At 68.8% G+C, this 16,926-nt stretch carries 17 protein-coding genes; 11 read left to right on the top strand and 6 right to left on the bottom strand.

Translation table 11 applies throughout. From position 1 onward, the window contains the following. Window positions 1-19 precede the first annotated feature (19 nt). Window positions 20-1,495, bottom strand: a complete 1,476-nt coding sequence (locus FO470_RS09695) for an ATP-binding protein (RefSeq protein ID WP_144342710.1) — start codon at window positions 1,493-1,495, stop codon at window positions 20-22. A gap of 152 nt (window positions 1,496-1,647) precedes the next feature. Here FO470_RS09695 and FO470_RS09690 point away from each other — a divergent pair, with 152 nt between their 5' ends. Next, on the top strand, window positions 1,648-2,109 hold the full coding sequence (locus FO470_RS09690) for a DUF488 domain-containing protein (RefSeq protein WP_144342846.1): 462 nt from the start codon (window positions 1,648-1,650) through the stop codon (window positions 2,107-2,109). Window positions 2,110-2,261: 152 nt separating this feature from the next. Then, a complete protein-coding gene (bcsS, locus tag FO470_RS09685) occupies window positions 2,262-3,005 on the top strand; it encodes a cellulose biosynthesis protein BcsS (RefSeq protein WP_144342709.1) in 744 nt (247 codons plus the stop codon). Between the two features lie 31 nt (window positions 3,006-3,036). Here the strand turns inward: bcsS and FO470_RS09680 are convergent, their stop codons facing one another. From FO470_RS09680 to FO470_RS09670, 3 genes are read right to left on the bottom strand one after another with little or no spacing between them, the layout of a single operon-like run. After that, the gene (locus tag FO470_RS09680; RefSeq protein ID WP_144342708.1) at window positions 3,037-4,701 is read right to left on the bottom strand and encodes an NTP transferase domain-containing protein; all 1,665 of its coding nucleotides are present in this window, start codon (window positions 4,699-4,701) and stop codon (window positions 3,037-3,039) included. Further along, window positions 4,698-5,399, bottom strand: a complete 702-nt coding sequence (locus FO470_RS09675) for an XdhC family protein (RefSeq protein ID WP_144342707.1) — start codon at window positions 5,397-5,399, stop codon at window positions 4,698-4,700. The genes FO470_RS09680 and FO470_RS09675 overlap by 4 nt, the downstream gene beginning before the upstream one ends. Further along, window positions 5,399-5,722 (bottom strand): XdhC family protein, encoded by a 324-nt coding sequence (locus tag FO470_RS09670; RefSeq protein WP_144342706.1) that lies wholly within the window; start codon window positions 5,720-5,722, stop codon window positions 5,399-5,401. Before FO470_RS09670 ends, FO470_RS09675 begins: the two co-directional genes overlap by 1 nt. A gap of 88 nt (window positions 5,723-5,810) precedes the next feature. Here FO470_RS09670 and FO470_RS09665 point away from each other — a divergent pair, with 88 nt between their 5' ends. Beyond that, window positions 5,811-6,887 (top strand): lysine-2,3-aminomutase-like protein, encoded by a 1,077-nt coding sequence (locus tag FO470_RS09665; RefSeq protein WP_144342705.1) that lies wholly within the window; start codon window positions 5,811-5,813, stop codon window positions 6,885-6,887. Next, entirely contained in the window at window positions 6,884-8,071 is a 1,188-nt protein-coding gene (locus FO470_RS09660; protein WP_144342704.1) for a BaiN/RdsA family NAD(P)/FAD-dependent oxidoreductase, read from the top strand. Before FO470_RS09665 ends, FO470_RS09660 begins: the two co-directional genes overlap by 4 nt. A gap of 7 nt (window positions 8,072-8,078) precedes the next feature. Here FO470_RS09660 and FO470_RS09655 read toward each other — a convergent pair whose 3' ends face one another. Continuing rightward, a complete protein-coding gene (locus FO470_RS09655) occupies window positions 8,079-8,582 on the bottom strand; it encodes a flavin reductase (protein WP_244616904.1) in 504 nt (167 codons plus the stop codon). A gap of 410 nt (window positions 8,583-8,992) precedes the next feature. On the opposite strand from FO470_RS09655, the gene FO470_RS09650 reads away from it, so the two are divergent. The 6 genes from FO470_RS09650 (at window position 8,993) to FO470_RS09625 (ending at window position 14,812) form a co-directional block, all read left to right on the top strand. Beyond that, the gene (locus tag FO470_RS09650) at window positions 8,993-9,910 is read left to right on the top strand and encodes a branched-chain amino acid ABC transporter permease (protein WP_144342703.1); all 918 of its coding nucleotides are present in this window, start codon (window positions 8,993-8,995) and stop codon (window positions 9,908-9,910) included. Between the two features lie 11 nt (window positions 9,911-9,921). Beyond that, window positions 9,922-11,367: a high-affinity branched-chain amino acid ABC transporter permease LivM gene (gene livM, locus FO470_RS09645; protein ID WP_144342702.1), complete on the top strand. Its 1,446-nt coding sequence runs from the start codon at window positions 9,922-9,924 to the stop codon at window positions 11,365-11,367. After that, the gene (locus tag FO470_RS09640; protein ID WP_144342701.1) at window positions 11,367-12,329 is read left to right on the top strand and encodes an ABC transporter ATP-binding protein; all 963 of its coding nucleotides are present in this window, start codon (window positions 11,367-11,369) and stop codon (window positions 12,327-12,329) included. Before livM ends, FO470_RS09640 begins: the two co-directional genes overlap by 1 nt. A 62-nt stretch (window positions 12,330-12,391) precedes the next feature. Then, complete coding sequence (locus FO470_RS09635) at window positions 12,392-13,105, top strand: ABC transporter ATP-binding protein (protein WP_186291913.1); 714 nt, start codon at window positions 12,392-12,394, stop codon at window positions 13,103-13,105. A gap of 113 nt (window positions 13,106-13,218) precedes the next feature. Then, a complete protein-coding gene (locus FO470_RS09630; RefSeq protein WP_186291912.1) occupies window positions 13,219-13,581 on the top strand; it encodes a DUF6867 family protein in 363 nt (120 codons plus the stop codon). Between the two features lie 130 nt (window positions 13,582-13,711). Further along, on the top strand, window positions 13,712-14,812 hold the full coding sequence (locus FO470_RS09625; protein WP_144342698.1) for a branched-chain amino acid ABC transporter substrate-binding protein: 1,101 nt from the start codon (window positions 13,712-13,714) through the stop codon (window positions 14,810-14,812). A 176-nt stretch (window positions 14,813-14,988) separates the two neighbouring features. Here FO470_RS09625 and FO470_RS09620 read toward each other — a convergent pair whose 3' ends face one another. Next, window positions 14,989-15,720 (bottom strand): cytochrome c biogenesis CcdA family protein, encoded by a 732-nt coding sequence (locus FO470_RS09620; protein WP_144342697.1) that lies wholly within the window; start codon window positions 15,718-15,720, stop codon window positions 14,989-14,991. 113 nt (window positions 15,721-15,833) lie between these two features. Here FO470_RS09620 and FO470_RS09615 point away from each other — a divergent pair, with 113 nt between their 5' ends. Next, a complete protein-coding gene (locus tag FO470_RS09615) occupies window positions 15,834-16,823 on the top strand; it encodes a P1 family peptidase (protein WP_144342844.1) in 990 nt (329 codons plus the stop codon). The last annotated feature ends 103 nt before the right edge of the window (window positions 16,824-16,926 follow it).

Here is a 16,926-nt window from a genome sequence, read left to right as displayed (position 1 = left end):
TACGCCAGGGCCAGACAGGTTAAGCCGACAGCGCCCTGGGATCGCCCGGTGCTGTCTTCCAGCCCAGCGAGGGGAAGCGCACCACGCGGCGCCCGCGGAAATCGGCCTCGCAGACGAGGTGGCCGCGCTCCTCCATATAGGTCAGCAGCCAGCGCCCGCGCGAGGGCGACCGGCTGCCATAGGCCCGTGCCAGCGCCTCGTCGGCGGGCGACGGCGCCCCGTCCATGCCCGCGCGGGCGAGGAGCAGGAACACGCCCTGCATTTCCTCCGGCAGGCCTGACGCCTGCTCGACGGCGCGCTGCCAGCCCTCATCCTCCGTCCGCGCATCGAGGCCGGCGCGGGCGATGGCAAGGCGACGGGTGAACTCGGCGAGATCCGGCACCTTGGAGCCGACCCGACGCACCCGGCAGTGCACGAGGAAATCCGGGTAGAGCGAAGCGGCCGAGCGGAACGGAGCGTCCGGATCGGCCACGAACTGGCGCACGATCTCCTCGATCAGCGCCTCGCGCTCCGCATCGAAGGCGGCCGCCGCCTCGGGATCGACCGGAACCGGCTCGGGCGGCGGGGCGTCCTCCAGCGTCTCGATGATGGCCTCGGTCGGGCGCGGCTCGGCGCGGAGCGGCGGGGCGGGCAGCGGCTCATTGCCGATGTCGTCGAAGATGAGGTCCTGCAGCTCAGCGATGCCGAGCTCGGGCGGCGGCATCAGCTCCGGCCGGCCGTTGCGGCTGGCGGTCTCCACCACGCCGATCTTCACCGGCAGCGGCCGACGCGACAGCGCCGGGCCCAGCGCCACGAAGGAACCGGTGTTGAGGTCGCGGAAGCTCTCCGCCTGCCGCTTCTCCATGCCGAGCAGATCGGCGGCGCGCGCCATATCGATGTCGAGGAAGGTGCGGCCCATGAGAAAGTTGGACGCCTCCGCCGCGACGTTCTTGGCGAGCTTCGCCAGACGCTGCGTGGCGATGACGCCGGCAAGGCCGCGCTTGCGGCCGCGGCACATGAGATTGGTCATGGCCGACAGGGAGACGCGCCGCGCCTCGTCGGAAATCTCGCCGGCACCGGACGGCGCGAAGAGCTGCGCCTCGTCGACGATGACCAGCATGGGGAACCAATATTCGCGCTCGGCGTCGAACAGGCCGTTCAGGAAGGCGGCGGCCGAGCGCATCTGCGCGTCCGCATCGAGCCCTTCGAGGTTGAACACCACCGAGGCGCGATGGCGCCGGATGCGGCTGGCGATGCGCTGGATCTCGCCGGCCGTGCGCTCGGCGTCGATCACGACATGGCCGAAACGCTCGGCCAGCCCGACGAAATCGCCTTCCGGGTCGATGATCGCCTGCTGCACATGGCCAGCACTCTGCTCCAGCAGCCGGCGCAGGAGATGCGACTTGCCGGAGCCGGAATTGCCCTGCACCAGAAGGCGCGTGGACAGGAGCTCTTCCAGATCGAGCCGCACCGGCTGGCCCGCGTTGCTGCTCCCGAGCTCGATACCGATCTTCATCTGCGATGACGTGTCCCTGATCGACCGTCCCCATGGGCGCCGCCTGAAGGTGTGGTCCTAGCACGCAGGGCGCGCATGCGAGCCCTGACATGGAGAAGTCCACAGATTCGGCGCCGCTCGACAAGGGCACGCGGCGGGTTCATGTTCCCGCCATGGCCACCCGTCCTCCCCTTTTCACCATCGGCTACGAACAGGTCTCGTCCTCCGCCGTCCTCGACACGCTGAGCGCGGCCGGCGTCGAGCTGCTGGTGGATGTGCGTGCGGTCGCGGCCTCGCGCCGTGCCGGCTTTTCGAAGAGCCTGCTGGCGGCCGGCGTGGCGAGCCGGGACATCGGCTATCTGCACCTGCGCGGCCTCGGCACGCCGGCCGAAGGCCGCCAGGCCGCGCGAAGCGGGCATTACGACGAGTTGCGCCGCATCTACGATGCCCACCTCGCGACCCCGACCGCGCAGGAACAGCTCGACGAGCTGACCGAACTGGTGAAGGCCGGCAGGAAGGTCTGCCTGCTCTGCTTCGAACGGCATCCCGAGCACTGCCACCGCCAGATGATCGCCGACCTGATCTGCGAGCGGGTGGACGTGAAGGTGGAACATCTGGCGGCCCCGCCGGTCTGAGCCGCACAGCCGAGCGCACCTGCGACAAAACGCGCCATACCGACGCGAGCACAATACGAGACCAGCAATCAGAGATTGATTGAAGGTATTTCGGTGCAGTGCTCGCATAGGTCGTTACAACCTGACCGATCCACACCTTCGCGAGCGCGGCGATGTTTCCTTCGCCAGTGCCTATCCGCGTGCGCCTTCTGGCCGCGACGGCCGTCGTCACCTGCCTCGGTTCGGGCGCAGACGCCGACGAGCCGGCCGAGCCGTCGCTCGAAGACCGGCTGTACTTCTACTCCGGCATGGATGTCGCCCGCGACAATGCCTATGGCTGGGGCGGCATGGCGTGGGCACCCTTCGCGCCGATGGACAAGGAAGGGCTGCGCCTGCGCACCCAGACCGGCGGCGGGCGCTATCGCTACCGCACACAGGCCGTGGCGGGCGGCTGGAACATCGGCAACAAGCTGGAGGCCGAACTGCTCGTCGGCTGGCAGTTCCTTCGCGGGGCCCATGCTCTCGCCCTCTATGGCGGCGTGAACGTCGTCGACAACCAGCTCGACAAACCCGACCCCGGCAACCGCGACCAGGGCACCCAGGTCGGCGCGAAATTCGTGGCCGAATGGTTCTACCGGCTGGACGAGCGCTGGACCCTGACGGCCGCGCTCGGCGGCTCCACCGCCGACGAGACCGTCTCCGGCCGCGCGACTGCCGGCTGGCGGGCAATGGAATGGCTGGATATCGGCGTCGAGACCGGCGCGACCACCGACTGGCTGGACGAGAGCGTCCGCGTCGGCGCCTTCCTCGCCGTCCCGTTCTCCGGCCGCGAGCTGCGCGCCGCCGGGGGATGGCGGTGGAGCAGCGACAGCGACGACGGCATGTACGGGACTCTGTCCGTCTACATGCCGTTCTAGGAAACAGGTGCGCTCCGCCATCGGAAAGGTCTCAGGCGTCTTCCGCCTTCATCCCCTCCAGCGCGGCGCGGGCATCGACGTCGGCATTTTCGGCGATCTCGTGGATCTCCAGCGCCTCAAGCTCGTCGCGCGTGTCGATGTCGAGAAAGACGCCATCGCCTTCCGCCGGCACATCGACCACCAGATCGGCGTTCTCGGCGATGACGTGGCGGGCGCCGACATCGCCCTCCAGCGCCATCAGGGCCGGGAACAGGCGGCGCGCCCAGGCGACCGGGTTGCCCCGTCGCCCATCCGCCACCGGAACCGCGATGAGGCGCCCCTCCTGCGGATCGATCGCCCCGGCGAGGCGGTCGACGAGCGCCGGATCCACCTTCGGCATGTCGCCGAGCATCACCACCGCGCGGTCGACCTCCTCCGGCAGGGCGGCGAGGCCGGCCCGCAGCGATGTCGACAGCCCGTCGGCGAAGGCGGGATTGTCGACGAAGACGACATCGAGCCCGGCCAGCGCCGTGCGCACCCTCTCCGCCTCATGGCCGGTGACCACCACGACCGGCCGAGCCTTCGAGGCCAGCGCCGCCGTCACCGCCCGGCGCACCAGCGGCTCGCCGTACAGCGGCGCAGAGAGCTTGTGGGCGTGCGGCATGCGCGTGCCGCGCCCGGCGGCGAGGACGATGGCGGCGGCGCGACCGGTCACGGACGCAGCGCTCTCGCGCGGCTGCGGACGGGTGGGAATCTCCATCAGCAATCCTCCGACGCCCATCATCATGATGTCGTCGCGCGACACCTCCAGGCCAGCCAGCAGGCGCCGGAGCACCCAGTCGAAACCGTTCTCCTTCGGGCTGCGCGCGCAACCCGGCGCGCCGAGCACCGGCATCGCCCCAACGCGCCCGACCAGCAGAAGGTTGCCGGGATCGACGGGCATACCGAAATGGTCGATCCGCCCGCCGGCCGCCTCGATGCCGGCCGGAATCACATCACGCCGGTCGGCGATGGCGGAGGCGCCGAAGACGAGGGCGATCTCCGCGCCCTGCCCGGCGGCCTGAGACAAAGCGACCGCAACCTCGTGTTCATCATGCCGCACGCGCTGCTCGAAGATGATGGAGGCGCCCGCGGCCGCCAACCGGGCGGCGGTGACGCGCAGCGTCTTGGCGATGACCTTTTCCGTCAGCCCCGGCAGCAGGGTCGAGACGACCGCGACGCGCGTAAGCCTATACGGCGCGACCGAGATCAGCGGTGCGGCGGCGCGCGCCAGCGCGTCCATCGTGGAGCCCGGCACGGCGAAGGGAATGACCTTCACCGTCGCCACCATCTGCCCAGCGTCGACCGCCGCGAAGGCCGGCAGCGTCGCCAACGTCACCGCCTCGTCGATGCGGTTGAGGGCATCGATGCCGGCTCGCTCGACCGTCATCACGCCCGGCACCGCCGCCCGCAGGTTCACGCGGCCGGTAAAGGCGGCGTCGGCGCGGACATTGCTGCCGGAGACGGCGGCCGCGATGCCGGCGGCGGCCTTATCTTCGGCGACATCTCCCGGCTCCAGCCGGGCGGCCGTGATCTCCTCGACGCCGGCCGCGCGCAGCCGGGCGATGAGCGCGGCGTCGAGGACAGTGCCCTTTCGCAGTTCGAGGTCCGGCAGGCGCAGCGAGTGCACCGCCAGAGCCCCAAGCGCCTCATCGAGCGGAACCCGGCCGAACTTCACGCAGCCTGTCCCCGCATGGCTGGCCGACGGCGCAGTTCGCCGATGATCTCGGCAAGGACGGAGACCGCGATCTCCGCCGGGCTCGCGGCGCCGATGTCGAGCCCGATGGGGGCATGGATCGTCGCCAGCGCCTCGCGCGAAACGCCACGCGCCGCCAACCGCTCCAGCCGGGCGCCATGTGTCTTGCGTGAGCCGAGGGCCCCCACATAGAAGCACCCGGCCGCCAGCGCCTCGGTCAGCGCGGGATCGTCGATCTTGGGATCGTGCGTCAACGCGGCCACGGCGGTGAACGGATCGAGGCCGATGCGCGGCAGCACGACGTCCGGCCATTCCGCCCTGAGATCGACGCCGGGAAAACGCTCGGATGTGGCGAAGGCGGTGCGGGGGTCGATGACGGTGACGTCGAGCCCCGCCATGGACGCCATCGGCGCCAGCGCCTGCGAGATATGCACCGCTCCGGTGATGACGAGGCGCGGCGACGGTACCTGAACGGTCAGGAAGAGGCGTTGGTTTCCGGCCTCGACCAGCCGGCTGCGGCCGCTGCGCAGCGCCTCGCCCAGCACTTCCGCGAGCGGATCGCCCGCGATGCCGGAAGGCGTGACCAGCCGCTGCCGGCCGCTGGTGAGCTCGGTGACCAGAATGCTGGCACGCCGCGCCGCCCGCTCCGCATTGAGAGCCTCAAGAACGGCAAGCTCCATCAGGCGACCTTCTCGACATAGACGGCGATGCGCCCGCCACAGGAAAGACCGACCTGCCAGGCGGTCTCGTCGGCGACGCCGAACTCCAGAAGGCGCGGCGCGCCGTCGGCGATCACCTGGGCGGCCTCCGCGACGACCGCGCCCTCGACGCAGCCGCCGGATACCGAACCGAGGAAATTGCCGGCCTCGTCGATGGCGAGGTGACTGCCCACCGGACGGGGTGCCGAGCCCCAGGTCTCCACGACCGTGGCCAGCGCCACGCCGCGCCCCTGGCGCCGCCAGCCGGCGGCCGCCTCGAGCACGTCTTCCTCACGCGCGAACATGGCGCCTCCTCATCATGTACGGCGGAATATAACGCAGCCTCTCGCAGCCGCCTTGCCGATATTCACGGAAAGGATCACAAAGCCGCGCATGAACCGCCCGCTTTCATCTCCTTCCGTCTCGGCGCTGCCGGCGCGCACCCTGCGCAGCCTGGACGAGCTTGCCGATGTCGGCCTGCTGGCGCCCGATGCCGGGCTCGAGAAGGTCGCCGGCCGCTATGCCGTCGCGGTGACGCCGACGCTGGCGGGCCTTATCGACCGCGACGACCCTGCCGATCCGATCGCCCGCCAGTTCATCCCCGACGCGCGCGAACTGGAAACCCGGCCGGAGGAGCGCGAGGACCCCATCGGCGACCATGCGCACAGCCCGGTGCCCGGCATCGTGCACCGCTATCCCGACCGGGTGCTGCTGAAGCTGGTCGGCGTCTGCGCCGTCTACTGCCGCTTCTGCTTCCGCCGCGAGATGGTCGGGCCGGGGGCGGAGACCAGCCTTTCCGAGGACGCGCTGGAAGACGCCATCTCCTATATCGCCGGCCATCCCGAGATCTGGGAGGTCGTGCTGACCGGCGGCGACCCCTTCGTCGTCGCCCCGCGCCGTCTCGCCCTGCTGATGGAACGCCTCGCGGCCATCGGGCATGTGAAGATCGTGCGCTTCCACACCCGCGTGCCGGTCGCCGCGCCGGAGCGCGTCACGGCCGCCCTCGTCGAGGCGATCCGCGCGCCGGGCGTGACGACCTATGTCGCCGTCCACGCCAACCATGCAAGCGAGCTGGCCGACGAGGCCCGCGCCGCCCTCGCCCGGCTGGCGGATGCCGGCGTCGCGCTGGTCGGCCAGAGCGTGCTGCTCGCCGGCGTCAACGACCATGAGGCGACGCTCGCCGCCCTGTTCCGCGCCCTCGTGGAGTGCCGGGTGAAGCCCTACTACCTTCACCATCCCGACCTCGCGCCCGGTACCGCCCACTTCCGCCTGAGCATCGCGCGGGGACAGGAACTGATGCGAGCCCTGCGCGGGCGCGTCTCCGGCCTCGCCTTGCCGACCTATGTGCTCGACATACCCGGCGGCCACGGCAAGGTTCCGATCGGCCCCGGCTGGCTGGAGCCGGCGCCCGAGGGCTGGCGCGTCACCGATTATTGCGGCGGCGTGCACGCCTATGGAGAGGCCGTGTGAACCGACCGTTCGCGGCCGACGTGGTGGTGATCGGCGCCGGCGCGGCCGGGATGATGTGCGCCATCGAGGCGGGACGGCGCGGGCGGCGGGTCGTCCTCATCGATCACGCACGCGCGCCCGGCGAGAAGATCCGCATCTCCGGCGGCGGGCGATGCAACTTCACCAACCTCGACGCCGCGCCGCGCAACTATCTCTCCGCCAATGCCGGCTTCTGCATCTCGGCGTTGAAGCGCTTCACCCAGCACGATTTCGTCAGGCGGGTGGAGGCGCGCGGCATCGCCTATCATGAGAAGACGCTGGGCCAGCTCTTCTGTGACGGCTCCTCGCGGCAGATCGTGGACATGCTCACCGACGAACTGCGTGCCGCCGGTGCCGAGTTGAAGCTGTCGACCTCGGTGACGGGTTATGAGCGGACGGGCGACGGCTTCACGCTCGCCACCACGGAAGGCGCCCTCACCTGCCGCTCGCTGGTGATCGCCACCGGCGGCAAGTCGATACCGAAGATGGGCGCAACCGGCTTCGGCTACGAGGTTGCCGAACGCTTCGGCCTCAAGGTGCAGTCCACCCGCCCCGGCCTCGTGCCGCTGACACTCGATCCGGCTCTGCTGGAACGCCTGGCCCCGCTCGCCGGCGTCGGCGTCGAGGCCCGCCTGCGGCACGGCAAGACCCGGTTCGACGAGGGCCTGCTGTTCACCCATCGCGGCCTTTCCGGCCCGGCTGTGCTGCAGATTTCCTCCTACTGGCGCGAGGGCGACGAGATCGAGGTCGCGCTCGCCCCAAGCAAGGATGTCTTCACGCATCTGCGGACGGCACGGGCGGCAAATGGCCGGCAGGCGCCGGCCACGGTGCTCGCCGGGCTGCTGCCGAAGCGCCTGGCGCAGATGATCGCCGACCGCGAAGCCGGCGCACGTAATCTCGCGGATCTCTCCGACAAGGTGCTGCAACGCATCGACGGGGCGGTGAACGGCTGGAAGCTGAAGCCAACCGGATCGGAAGGCTACCGCACCGCCGAGGTGACGCTCGGCGGGGTCGATACCGACGGGCTGGATTCGCGCACCATGCAGGCACGCGACGTCCCGGGCCTCTATTTCATCGGCGAGGTGGTGGACGTCACCGGCTGGCTTGGCGGCTACAATTTCCAGTGGGCGTGGTCATCCGGCTGGGTCGCCGGGCAATGCGCGTGAACCGTCGTCAGATCACACGATAGCTGCGCCCGAGATAAGCGAGCTTGCCGCCGTCGGGACCGAGCGTGACCGCCTCGACCCGCCCGACCAGCACGTCATGCGTGGCGATGGTGCGCGCCTCGACCAGCCGGCACTCGAACACCGCGATAGCCCCTTGCAAACAGGGTACGCCGAGCGCGCCTTCACGCCAGTGGCCGACGGAAAAACGCGGCTCGCCGGACGCGGCGGTGCGCCCGCCGAAGCTCTCGGCGACGGCCTGGTGCTCGCCGGCCAGCATATTGACGGCGAATCGGCCCGCCTGCCGGAAGGCGGAGGCCGAGCGGATGCGGCGGTTGAGGCAGACCAGCAATGTCGGCGGGCTATCCGACACGGAGGCGACCGCGGTGGCGGTGAAACCGGCGCGCCCCTCCTCGCCATGCGTCGTGATCACGTGGACCGCCGCAACGAGGCGGCTCATCGCCTCCCGATAGAGACCCGGCTCGACCAGCCGCTCCACGCCATGACCCCTCACTTCGTCCAAAGCGTCCTCACCCTGTCACGCACGCTGCGATCCTACGCGGCCCGCCGGCGTCGAACAGACCCGCGCTGTGCATAACTCCCCGCGGGGAATTTTGAAAACCGCTCGCATACAAAGCCCAACTTGGCAGAAACGTGACGAAAAGGTGAAGGCGCCAGACGGATACGTTGCACACAACGCCCTTCGCAACCGATTGAACGGCAAAGGATTTCAGAAAAACGGTATTTTTGCACCGTTGCATCACTCCTTTCGATCGATTGCATTTCGTCTTTCGATCGAATTGTATCGGAGCGCGGTGCAGGCTAAGAGTCAGAGACGCACACGTTACGGGCACGAACAGAATATATGCAAAAGCCCGGCGCGCGCGTCTTCCGCATAACGGCTGAGGGGAGCCGGAAAAAAATATGGATGTTTTCGTTCAGCAGCTCATCAACGGGCTGACGCTCGGCTCGATCTACGGGCTGATCGCCATCGGCTACACGATGGTCTTCGGCATCATCGGCATGGTGAACTTCGCCCATGGCGACGTGTTCATGGTCTCGGCCTTCATCGCCCTGATCTGTTTCCTGCTGCTCACCACGGTTCTCGGCATCACCTCGATCTTCCTGGCGCTGGCCATCGTGCTGGTCGTGGCGATGTTCTTCACCTCGCTGGTCAGCTGGGCGATCGAACGGGTGGCCTACCGGCCGCTGCGAGGCTCGTTCCGCCTCGCGCCGATGATCTCGGCGATCGGCATGTCGATCTTCCTCGCCAATTTCGTCCAGGTCACGCAGGGCCCGCGCAACAAGCCGGTGCCGCCGATGATCACCGACGTGATCGTGCTGATGGATTCCGGCGGCTATCAGGTCACGCTGGCCTGGAAGCAGGTCATCATCATGGTGGTGACGGCGCTGCTGCTCGGCGGGTTCTGGTACCTCGTGCAGAAGACCTCGCTCGGCCGCGCCCAGCGCGCCGTGGAACAGGACCGCAAGATGGCGGCGCTGCTCGGTATCAACGTCGACCACACCATCTCGCTCACCTTCGTCATCGGCGCCGCGCTCGCGGCCGTCGCCGGCGTGATGTACCTGATGTACTACGGCGTCGCGAACTTCGCGGATGGTTTCGTGCCGGGCGTGAAGGCCTTCACCGCGGCCGTGCTGGGCGGCATCGGCTCGCTGCCGGGCGCCGTGCTTGGCGGGCTGCTGATCGGGCTCATCGAGACCTTCTGGTCGGCCTATTTCTCCATCGAATACAAGGACGTGGCGGCGTTCTCGATCCTCGCCATCACGCTGATCTTCATGCCGCAGGGCCTGCTGGGCCGGCCTGAGGTCGAAAAGGTCTGAGGTCACACATCATGGCTGTCCAGACCGCCGAAACCGCCCCGTCCGCGGCCCAGGCCGCCGATGCCGGCTCCGCGGTGGCGCACGCCTTCAAGGATGCGTTCGTCACCGGCCTCATCGCCCTCGGCCTGCTCGGGCCTCTGATCGGCTTCGAGACCATCATCATCGACGGCGCGCTCGGGCTTGGCTACCGGCCCTCGCTGCTCGCCATCATGGTGGGCATCATCTTCGCCGGCCGGCTGCTGCTGAACCTCACCATATGGTCGCCGAACCGGCGCCCCCGGACGCGCACCGGCCCCACGGTGTTCGACCGCGCCGGCGTCGCGGTCGGCCCGGTCGTGAAGCCGGCCCTGCTGGCCTTCGCGGCGACGTTCCCGTTCATCGCCTCCTACACATTGGGCGGCTGGAACGAGAGCCGCTACCTGATCGACCTCGGTATCCTCATCCTCACCTATGTGATGCTGGGCTGGGGCCTGAACATCGTGGTGGGCCTCGCCGGCCTGCTCGACCTCGGCTACGTCGCCTTCTACGCGGTGGGCGCCTACACCTACGCGCTGCTCGCCACCTCGGCGCCGGTGAACGGCTTCTTCGCCGGCCTGCTCGGCGAAACCTTCTGGGCCAACTGGGCGTTCTGGATCTGCCTGCCGGTCGCCGGCCTCTTCGCGGGCCTCTGGGGCATGATCCTCGGCTTCCCGGTGCTGCGCCTGCGCGGCGACTATCTCGCCATCGTCACCCTGGCTTTCGGCGAGATCATCCGCCTGGTGCTCATCAACTGGGTCGACTTCACCGGCGGCGGCGCCGGCATCGCCTCGATCCCGCGCGCCACCTTCTTCGGCGTCCCGTTCACCCGTGACGAGAACGGCTTCGCGGCGCTGTTCGGGCTCGAATTCAACCCGATGCACCGCATCGTCTTCCTCTATTTCGTCATCCTGGCACTGGCGCTGATCACCGCCTTCGCGACGGTGCGGCTGCGCAAGCTGCCGGTCGGGCGGGCCTGGGAAGCCCTGCGCGAGGACGAGATCGCCTGCCGCTCGCTCGGCATCAACACCACCAACGTGAAGCTGTCGGCCTTTGCCACCGGCGCCATGTTCGGCGGCTTCGCCGGCTGCTTCTTCGCCGTGCGCGCCGGCTTCGTCAGCCCGGAAAGCTTCACCTTCGACGTCTCGGCGATGATCCTCGCTATCGTCGTGCTGGGCGGCATGGGCTCGCAGGTCGGCGTCGCCGTAGCGGCGGCGGTGATGATGGGCGGCATGGAGATGCTGCGCAATCTCGGCTTCCTCAAGCAGGTCTTCGGCAACGATTTCGACCCGAGCCTCTACCGCATGCTGATCTTCGGCTTCGCCATGGTCGCGATCATGGTGTGGAAGCCGCGCGGCCTCGTCTCGACGCGCGACCCCACGATCTTCCTGAAGGAACGCAAGGCGGTCTCCGGCGATCTCGTGAAGGAGGGCCACGGCTGATGGCGACGTCACCCGAAAACGGCGCCCACCGCTGGGACGTCGACCCCATCCTTTCCGTCGAGCACCTGTTCATGCGCTTCGGCGGTCTGATCGCGGTGAACGACCTCAGCTTCAAGGTCGGGCGCGGCGACATCACCGCGCTGATCGGGCCCAACGGTGCCGGCAAGACCACGGTGTTCAACTGCATCACCGGCTTCTACAAGCCGAGCGAGGGACGTCTGGTGCTGGCGCATGGACGCGCGCCGACCCCGGACGAGGTCGCCGAGGTGACCCGCGTCGGCGAGCGCGCGCTCACCGGCCCGCAATCCGGCGTGTACCTGCTGGAGCGCATGCCCGACTACGCCGTCTCCGGCCAGGCCAAGGTGGCGCGTACCTTCCAGAACATCCGCCTGTTCACCGGCATGACCGTGCTGGAGAACCTGATGGTCGCCCAGCACAATGCGCTGATGGCCGCCTCGGGCTTCTCCATCAAGGGCCTGCTCGGCCTGCCGGGCTGGGCGAGCGCCCAGCGCGCCGCCACCGAGAAGGCGACGTACTGGCTGGAGAAGGTCAACCTGATCGACCGCGCCGACGATCCAGCCGGCGACCTACCCTACGGCGCCCAGCGTAGGCTGGAGATCGCCCGCGCCATGTGCTCGGACCCGATCCTGCTCTGCCTCGACGAACCGGCCGCCGGCCTCAATCCGCGCGAGAGCCTCGAGCTCAACACGCTGCTGCGCGCCATCCGCGCCGAGCACGGGACCTCGATCCTGCTGATCGAGCACGACATGAGCGTGGTGATGGAGATCTCCGACCACGTGGTCGTGCTCGACTACGGCACCAAGATCTCGGACGGCACGCCGGAAGCGGTGAAGAACGATCCGCGCGTCATCGCCGCCTATCTCGGCGTCGACGAGGACGCGGTGGAAGAGGTCGAGGCCGCCATCAACGCCGACACGCATGCGACGGGGACCAGCTCGTGAGCGACACTCTCACCGTAACCCCGCCCGCCACCGCCCCCCTCGCCCCGCGCAGCGACGAGCCCATGCTGTCGGTACGCGGCGTCAAGACGTTCTACGGGAACATCATGGCGCTGAAGGGCGTCGACGTGGACGTCTACAAGGGCGAGATCGTCACCCTGATCGGCTCCAATGGCGCCGGCAAGTCGACCCTGATGATGACGATCTTCGGCCAGCCGCGTCCGCGCGAGGGGACGATCGTCTATGAGGGGCGCGACATCACCAAGGTGCCGACCCACGAGATCGCGCAGCTGAAGATCGCCCAGTCCCCCGAGGGCCGGCGCATCTTCCCGCGCATGACCGTGTTCGAGAACCTGCAGATGGGCGCGGCCGTCGATGGTTTTGCCCATTTCGACGAGGATTTGCAGAAGGTCTTCACGCTGTTCCCCCGCCTCAAGGAGCGCATCACCCAGCGCGGCGGCACGCTGTCCGGCGGCGAGCAGCAGATGCTCGCCATCGGCCGCGCGCTGATGAGCCGGCCCCGCCTCTTGATGCTGGACGAGCCCTCGCTCGGCCTCGCCCCGCTGATCGTGCGGCAGATCTTCGACGCCATCCGCGAGCTCAACCGCACGGAGGGGCTGACCGTCTTCCTCGTCGAGCAGAACGCCTTCCACGCGCTCAAGCTCGCCCATCGCGGCTACGTGCTGGTGAACGGCCTCGTCACCCTGTCGGGCCAGGGCAAGGAACTGCTGGAACGCCCCGAGGTGCGGGCCGCCTATCTCGAAGGAGGGGCGCACTGATGTCGGAACGCACTGGAACCCTCATCGCCCAGGGCAGCCCCAGCAGCCTCGCCGTCGTCATTCCCGCGCTCGTCGTCGTGGCGGTGCTCGCCGCCGCCGTCTTCGCGCCGGAGCTGGTTGTGGAGGTCTCGCGCGGCGACTTCCTGCTCGTCACCGTCTTCCTCGGCGGCGGCGCCGCCTGGCTGACCGGACGCTCCATCGCCCGCACCTGGCGCAGCTACCGGCAGGCGGTGATCTACGCCGTCCTGCTCGGCTGCGTGGTTCGCTTCTTCCACTACGCGCTGTTCGAGGGCACGCTGCTCTCCCTGCAGCATTTCATCAGCGACACTGCCTTTCTGACCGCGATCACCACGCTCGGCTTCCGCGCCGAGCGCGCCGCGCAGATGGGCACGCGCTACGGCTGGCTCTACCGTCAGTCCGGCCCCGTCGGCTGGTCCGAGTCCGCCCCGTCGGGCGCCCCGGGAGAAGCTCCGTGAGCGCCTTCGCAGGCTTTCGCTCCGTCATCGACATGCCCGCGAAAAGGGGCATGATACCGGCACGCGGCGCGTGTTACCGTGTCGTCGAGGCGGCGAGAAAACTACCCTTCCAGAACCAGGAGAGAAGTTCATGAAGAAGCTTCTGTTTGCCGGCATCGCGCTCGGCGCCATGGCGGCGCTCGCCGTCCCGGCGTCCGCGCAGGTCAAGGTCGGTGTGGGCGGCCCGATCACCGGCGCCAACGCGACCTTCGGCGCCCAGCTGAAGAACGGCGCCGAGCAGTGGGCCGCCGACGTCAACGCCAAGGGCGGCATTCTCGGCGAGAAGGTCGAGCTGATCGTCGGCGACGACGCCTCCAAGCCCGAGCAGGGCGTCTCGGTGGCCAACAAGTTCGTGTCCGACGGCGTGAAGGTGGTCCTCGGCCACTTCAACTCCGGCGTGTCGATCCCGGCCTCCGAGCAGTATGAAGAAGCCGGCGTTCTCCAGCTGACCCCGGCCTCGACCAACCCGACCTTCACCGAGCGTAAGATGTGGAACACCTTCCGCGTCTGCGGTCGCGATGACCAGCAGGGCACGGTGGCGGGCAACTACATCGCCAAGAACTTCAAGGACAAGAAGGTTGCGATCGTCCACGACAAGACCCCCTACGGCAAGGGTCTCGCCGACGAGACGCAGAAGGCGATGAACGCCGCCGGCATCAAGGAAGTGGCGTACGAAGGCATCAACCCGGGCGAGAAGGACTATTCGGCCCTCGTCTCCAAGCTGAAGGCCGCGGGCGTCGACCTGCTCTACTACGGCGGCCTGCACACGGAAGCCGGCCTGCTGGTCCGCCAGATGCGCGACCAGGGCATGCAGACCGTGCTCTTCTCGGGTGACGGCATCACCGACAAGGAATACTGGACCATCGCCGGTCCGGGCGCCGCGGGCACCCTCATGACCTTCGGTCCCGATCCGCGCAACAACCCCGCCGCCAAGGACGCCGTCGCCGCGTTCAAGGCCAAGGGCATCGATCCGGAAGGCTACGTCCTCTACACCTACGCCGCCGGCCAGATCTTCCAGCAGGCCGCCGAGGCCATCAAGTCGACCGATCCCAAGAAGGTCGCCGACTACATCCACTCCGGCGCCAAGTTCTCGACCGTTCTGGGCGACCTGACCTTCGACAAGAAGGGCGACCGCACCAGCCTCGACTACGTGCTGTACGTCTGGAAGGACGGCGGCTACACCCAGATGTGAGCCGAAAGGCCGCGCTTCCTTCCGGGAAGCAGCATCCTTCAGGAACCCGCCGGAGCGATCCGGCGGGTTTCGTCGTTCAGAGGCTCCACATCCGGTTGCGGCAGAAGGGTGCGAACCGAAGGAGAAAACGAATCGGAGGGAAAACGGGCAGAACGGCTCTGCCCGTGGTCACGATCTCAGCCGAAACTCGACAGCGCCGGGAAGGTTTCCAGCAGCCAGAAGCTCATCTGCGCCATCCAGCCGGAGAGGAAGCCGATGCCGGTGAGCACCAGCAGCCCACCCATCACCTTCTCGACCACCGGCAGGTAGCGCCGGGCGTGGCCGAGCAGGCCGAGCGCCGGCCGCGCCATGGCGGCCACCGCGAGGAAGGGCACGCCGAGGCCGGCGGAATAGGTGGCGAGCAGCCCCGCCCCGCGCGTCAGCGTCTGCTCGCTCGCCGCCACGGCGAGGATGGCCGCCAGCACCGGGCCGATGCAGGGCGTCCAGCCGAAGGCGAAGGCGAGCCCCATCACATAGGCGCCCGCCAGCGTCGACGGCGCATCGACATGCACGCGCTTGCTGCGCGTCAGCCAGCCGAGCCGAAGCACACCGAGAAAGTGCAGCCCCATCAGCAGGATGGCGACACCCGCGACGATAGCCAGTTCCTGCGAATAGAGCCGCAGATAGCTGCCGGCGACCGACGCGCCCGCCCCGAGCGCCACGAAGACCGTGGAAAAGCCGGCGACGAACACCATCGCCGCGCCGAGCGTGCGCCAGGCGGCAACGTCGGTCGGGGCCTTGTGCGTGATCTGGTCGAGGCTCGTCCCGGCGAGGTAGCACAGATAGGGCGGCACCAGCGGCAGGACGCAGGGCGAGGCGAAGCTGGCGATACCGGCCACGAAGGCGGCCGGAAGAGTGACGTCGGCCATGAAATAGGCAACCTTAGCCGTTCCGAGAGCTTCCCAATGCACGCCCGCACCGGCTTACGCAATGCGGCGGCTTGGCCTCTCGCCGGGATGTGATGCGCGTGAGCGAGGAACCGATGCGTAACCTGATCACCGACGTCGCCGGCCTGAAGGTCGGCCATGCCACCGACCTCGACCTCGCTTCCGGTGTCACCGCCATCCTCTTCGATGAGCCGGCCGTCGCCTCGGTCGACGTGCGCGGCGGCGGGCCGGGCACACGCGAGACCGATCTGCTGGCACCCGACGAAACGGTGGGCGCCATCCACGCGGTGACTCTCTCCGGCGGCTCCGCCTTCGGTCTCGACGCTGCCGCCGGGGTGATGGCCGCGCTGGCCGAGCAGGGGATCGGCTATCCCGTCGGCACGGCGCTGGTGCCTATCGTCCCCGGCGCGGTGCTGTTCGACCTCATCAACGGCGGCAACAAGGACTGGGGCCGCTTCGCCCCCTATCGCGACCTCGGCTATGCCGCCGCCAACGCGGCCGGCCTCGACATGCCGCTGGGTACGGTCGGCGCGGGCACCGGCGCCACCACGGTGAACCTCAAGGGCGGCCTCGGCTCCGCCTCGATGGTGGCGGCATCCGGCCATACGGTGGGGGCGCTGGTGGCGGTCAATGCCTGCGGCGCGACGAACCTGCCGGACGCGCCGCATTTCTGGGCCGCGCCTTTCGAGCAGTACGGCGAATTCGGCGGGCTCGGCCTGCCCTCCCCGCTGCCGGTCCTGCCGGAACGTCCGCCGTTGAAGGGCCTGCCTCCCGGGGCCAACACCACCATCGCCCTCGTCGCCACCGATGCGGTGCTGACCAAAGCGCAGTGCAAGCGCCTCGCGGTGATGGCGCACGACGGCTACGCCCATGCCATCTGGCCGGTGCACACGCCGCTCGACGGCGACACCATCTTCGCCGCCGCCACCGGCCGGCGGCCGCTCGTCGATCCGGTATTCGACCTTGCCCTGATCGGCGACGCAGTGGTGCGCACCCTCGCCCGTGCCTGCGCCCGCGCCGTCCATGAGGCGACCGCGCTGCCGCAGCCCGGCACCCTGCCCGCCTGGCGGGATTTGTGGGGTTGAGCCCGGCTTATTGACGGGGACGCAATAAGACCGGGCTATTGTCGTCTTTGCAGCCCGGCTTGTCGCATCTGTCCAATCGGCATGGCAGCCATGCGCCGGACAC

This window comes from Ancylobacter moscoviensis, assembly GCF_007559435.1.
In the GTDB taxonomy this organism is placed as follows: domain Bacteria; phylum Pseudomonadota; class Alphaproteobacteria; order Rhizobiales; family Xanthobacteraceae; genus Ancylobacter; species Ancylobacter moscoviensis.
Note: the sequence above shows the minus strand (reverse complement) of the source record. Positions and strands in the feature narration are given on the sequence as shown.

What these genes read in the sequence shown, in the direction of transcription:
- FO470_RS09690 (WP_144342846.1), top strand. Translation starts at nt 1,648, where the DNA reads ATGGCCACCCGTCCTCCCCTTTTCACCATCGGCTACGAACAGGTCTCG.
- FO470_RS09665 (WP_144342705.1), top strand. Translation starts at nt 5,811, where the DNA reads ATGAACCGCCCGCTTTCATCTCCTTCCGTCTCGGCGCTGCCGGCGCGC.
- FO470_RS09650 (WP_144342703.1), top strand. Translation starts at nt 8,993, where the DNA reads ATGGATGTTTTCGTTCAGCAGCTCATCAACGGGCTGACGCTCGGCTCG.
- livM (WP_144342702.1), top strand. Translation starts at nt 9,922, where the DNA reads ATGGCTGTCCAGACCGCCGAAACCGCCCCGTCCGCGGCCCAGGCCGCC.
- bcsS (WP_144342709.1), top strand. Translation starts at nt 2,262, where the DNA reads ATGTTTCCTTCGCCAGTGCCTATCCGCGTGCGCCTTCTGGCCGCGACG.
- FO470_RS09635 (WP_186291913.1), top strand. Translation starts at nt 12,392, where the DNA reads ATGCTGTCGGTACGCGGCGTCAAGACGTTCTACGGGAACATCATGGCG.
- FO470_RS09625 (WP_144342698.1), top strand. Translation starts at nt 13,712, where the DNA reads ATGAAGAAGCTTCTGTTTGCCGGCATCGCGCTCGGCGCCATGGCGGCG.
- FO470_RS09615 (WP_144342844.1), top strand. Translation starts at nt 15,834, where the DNA reads ATGCGTAACCTGATCACCGACGTCGCCGGCCTGAAGGTCGGCCATGCC.
- FO470_RS09695 (WP_144342710.1), bottom strand. Translation starts at nt 1,495, where the DNA reads ATGAAGATCGGTATCGAGCTCGGGAGCAGCAACGCGGGCCAGCCGGTG.
- FO470_RS09620 (WP_144342697.1), bottom strand. Translation starts at nt 15,720, where the DNA reads ATGGCCGACGTCACTCTTCCGGCCGCCTTCGTGGCCGGTATCGCCAGC.
- FO470_RS09670 (WP_144342706.1), bottom strand. Translation starts at nt 5,722, where the DNA reads ATGTTCGCGCGTGAGGAAGACGTGCTCGAGGCGGCCGCCGGCTGGCGG.
- FO470_RS09640 (WP_144342701.1), top strand. Translation starts at nt 11,367, where the DNA reads ATGGCGACGTCACCCGAAAACGGCGCCCACCGCTGGGACGTCGACCCC.
- FO470_RS09675 (WP_144342707.1), bottom strand. Translation starts at nt 5,399, where the DNA reads ATGGAGCTTGCCGTTCTTGAGGCTCTCAATGCGGAGCGGGCGGCGCGG.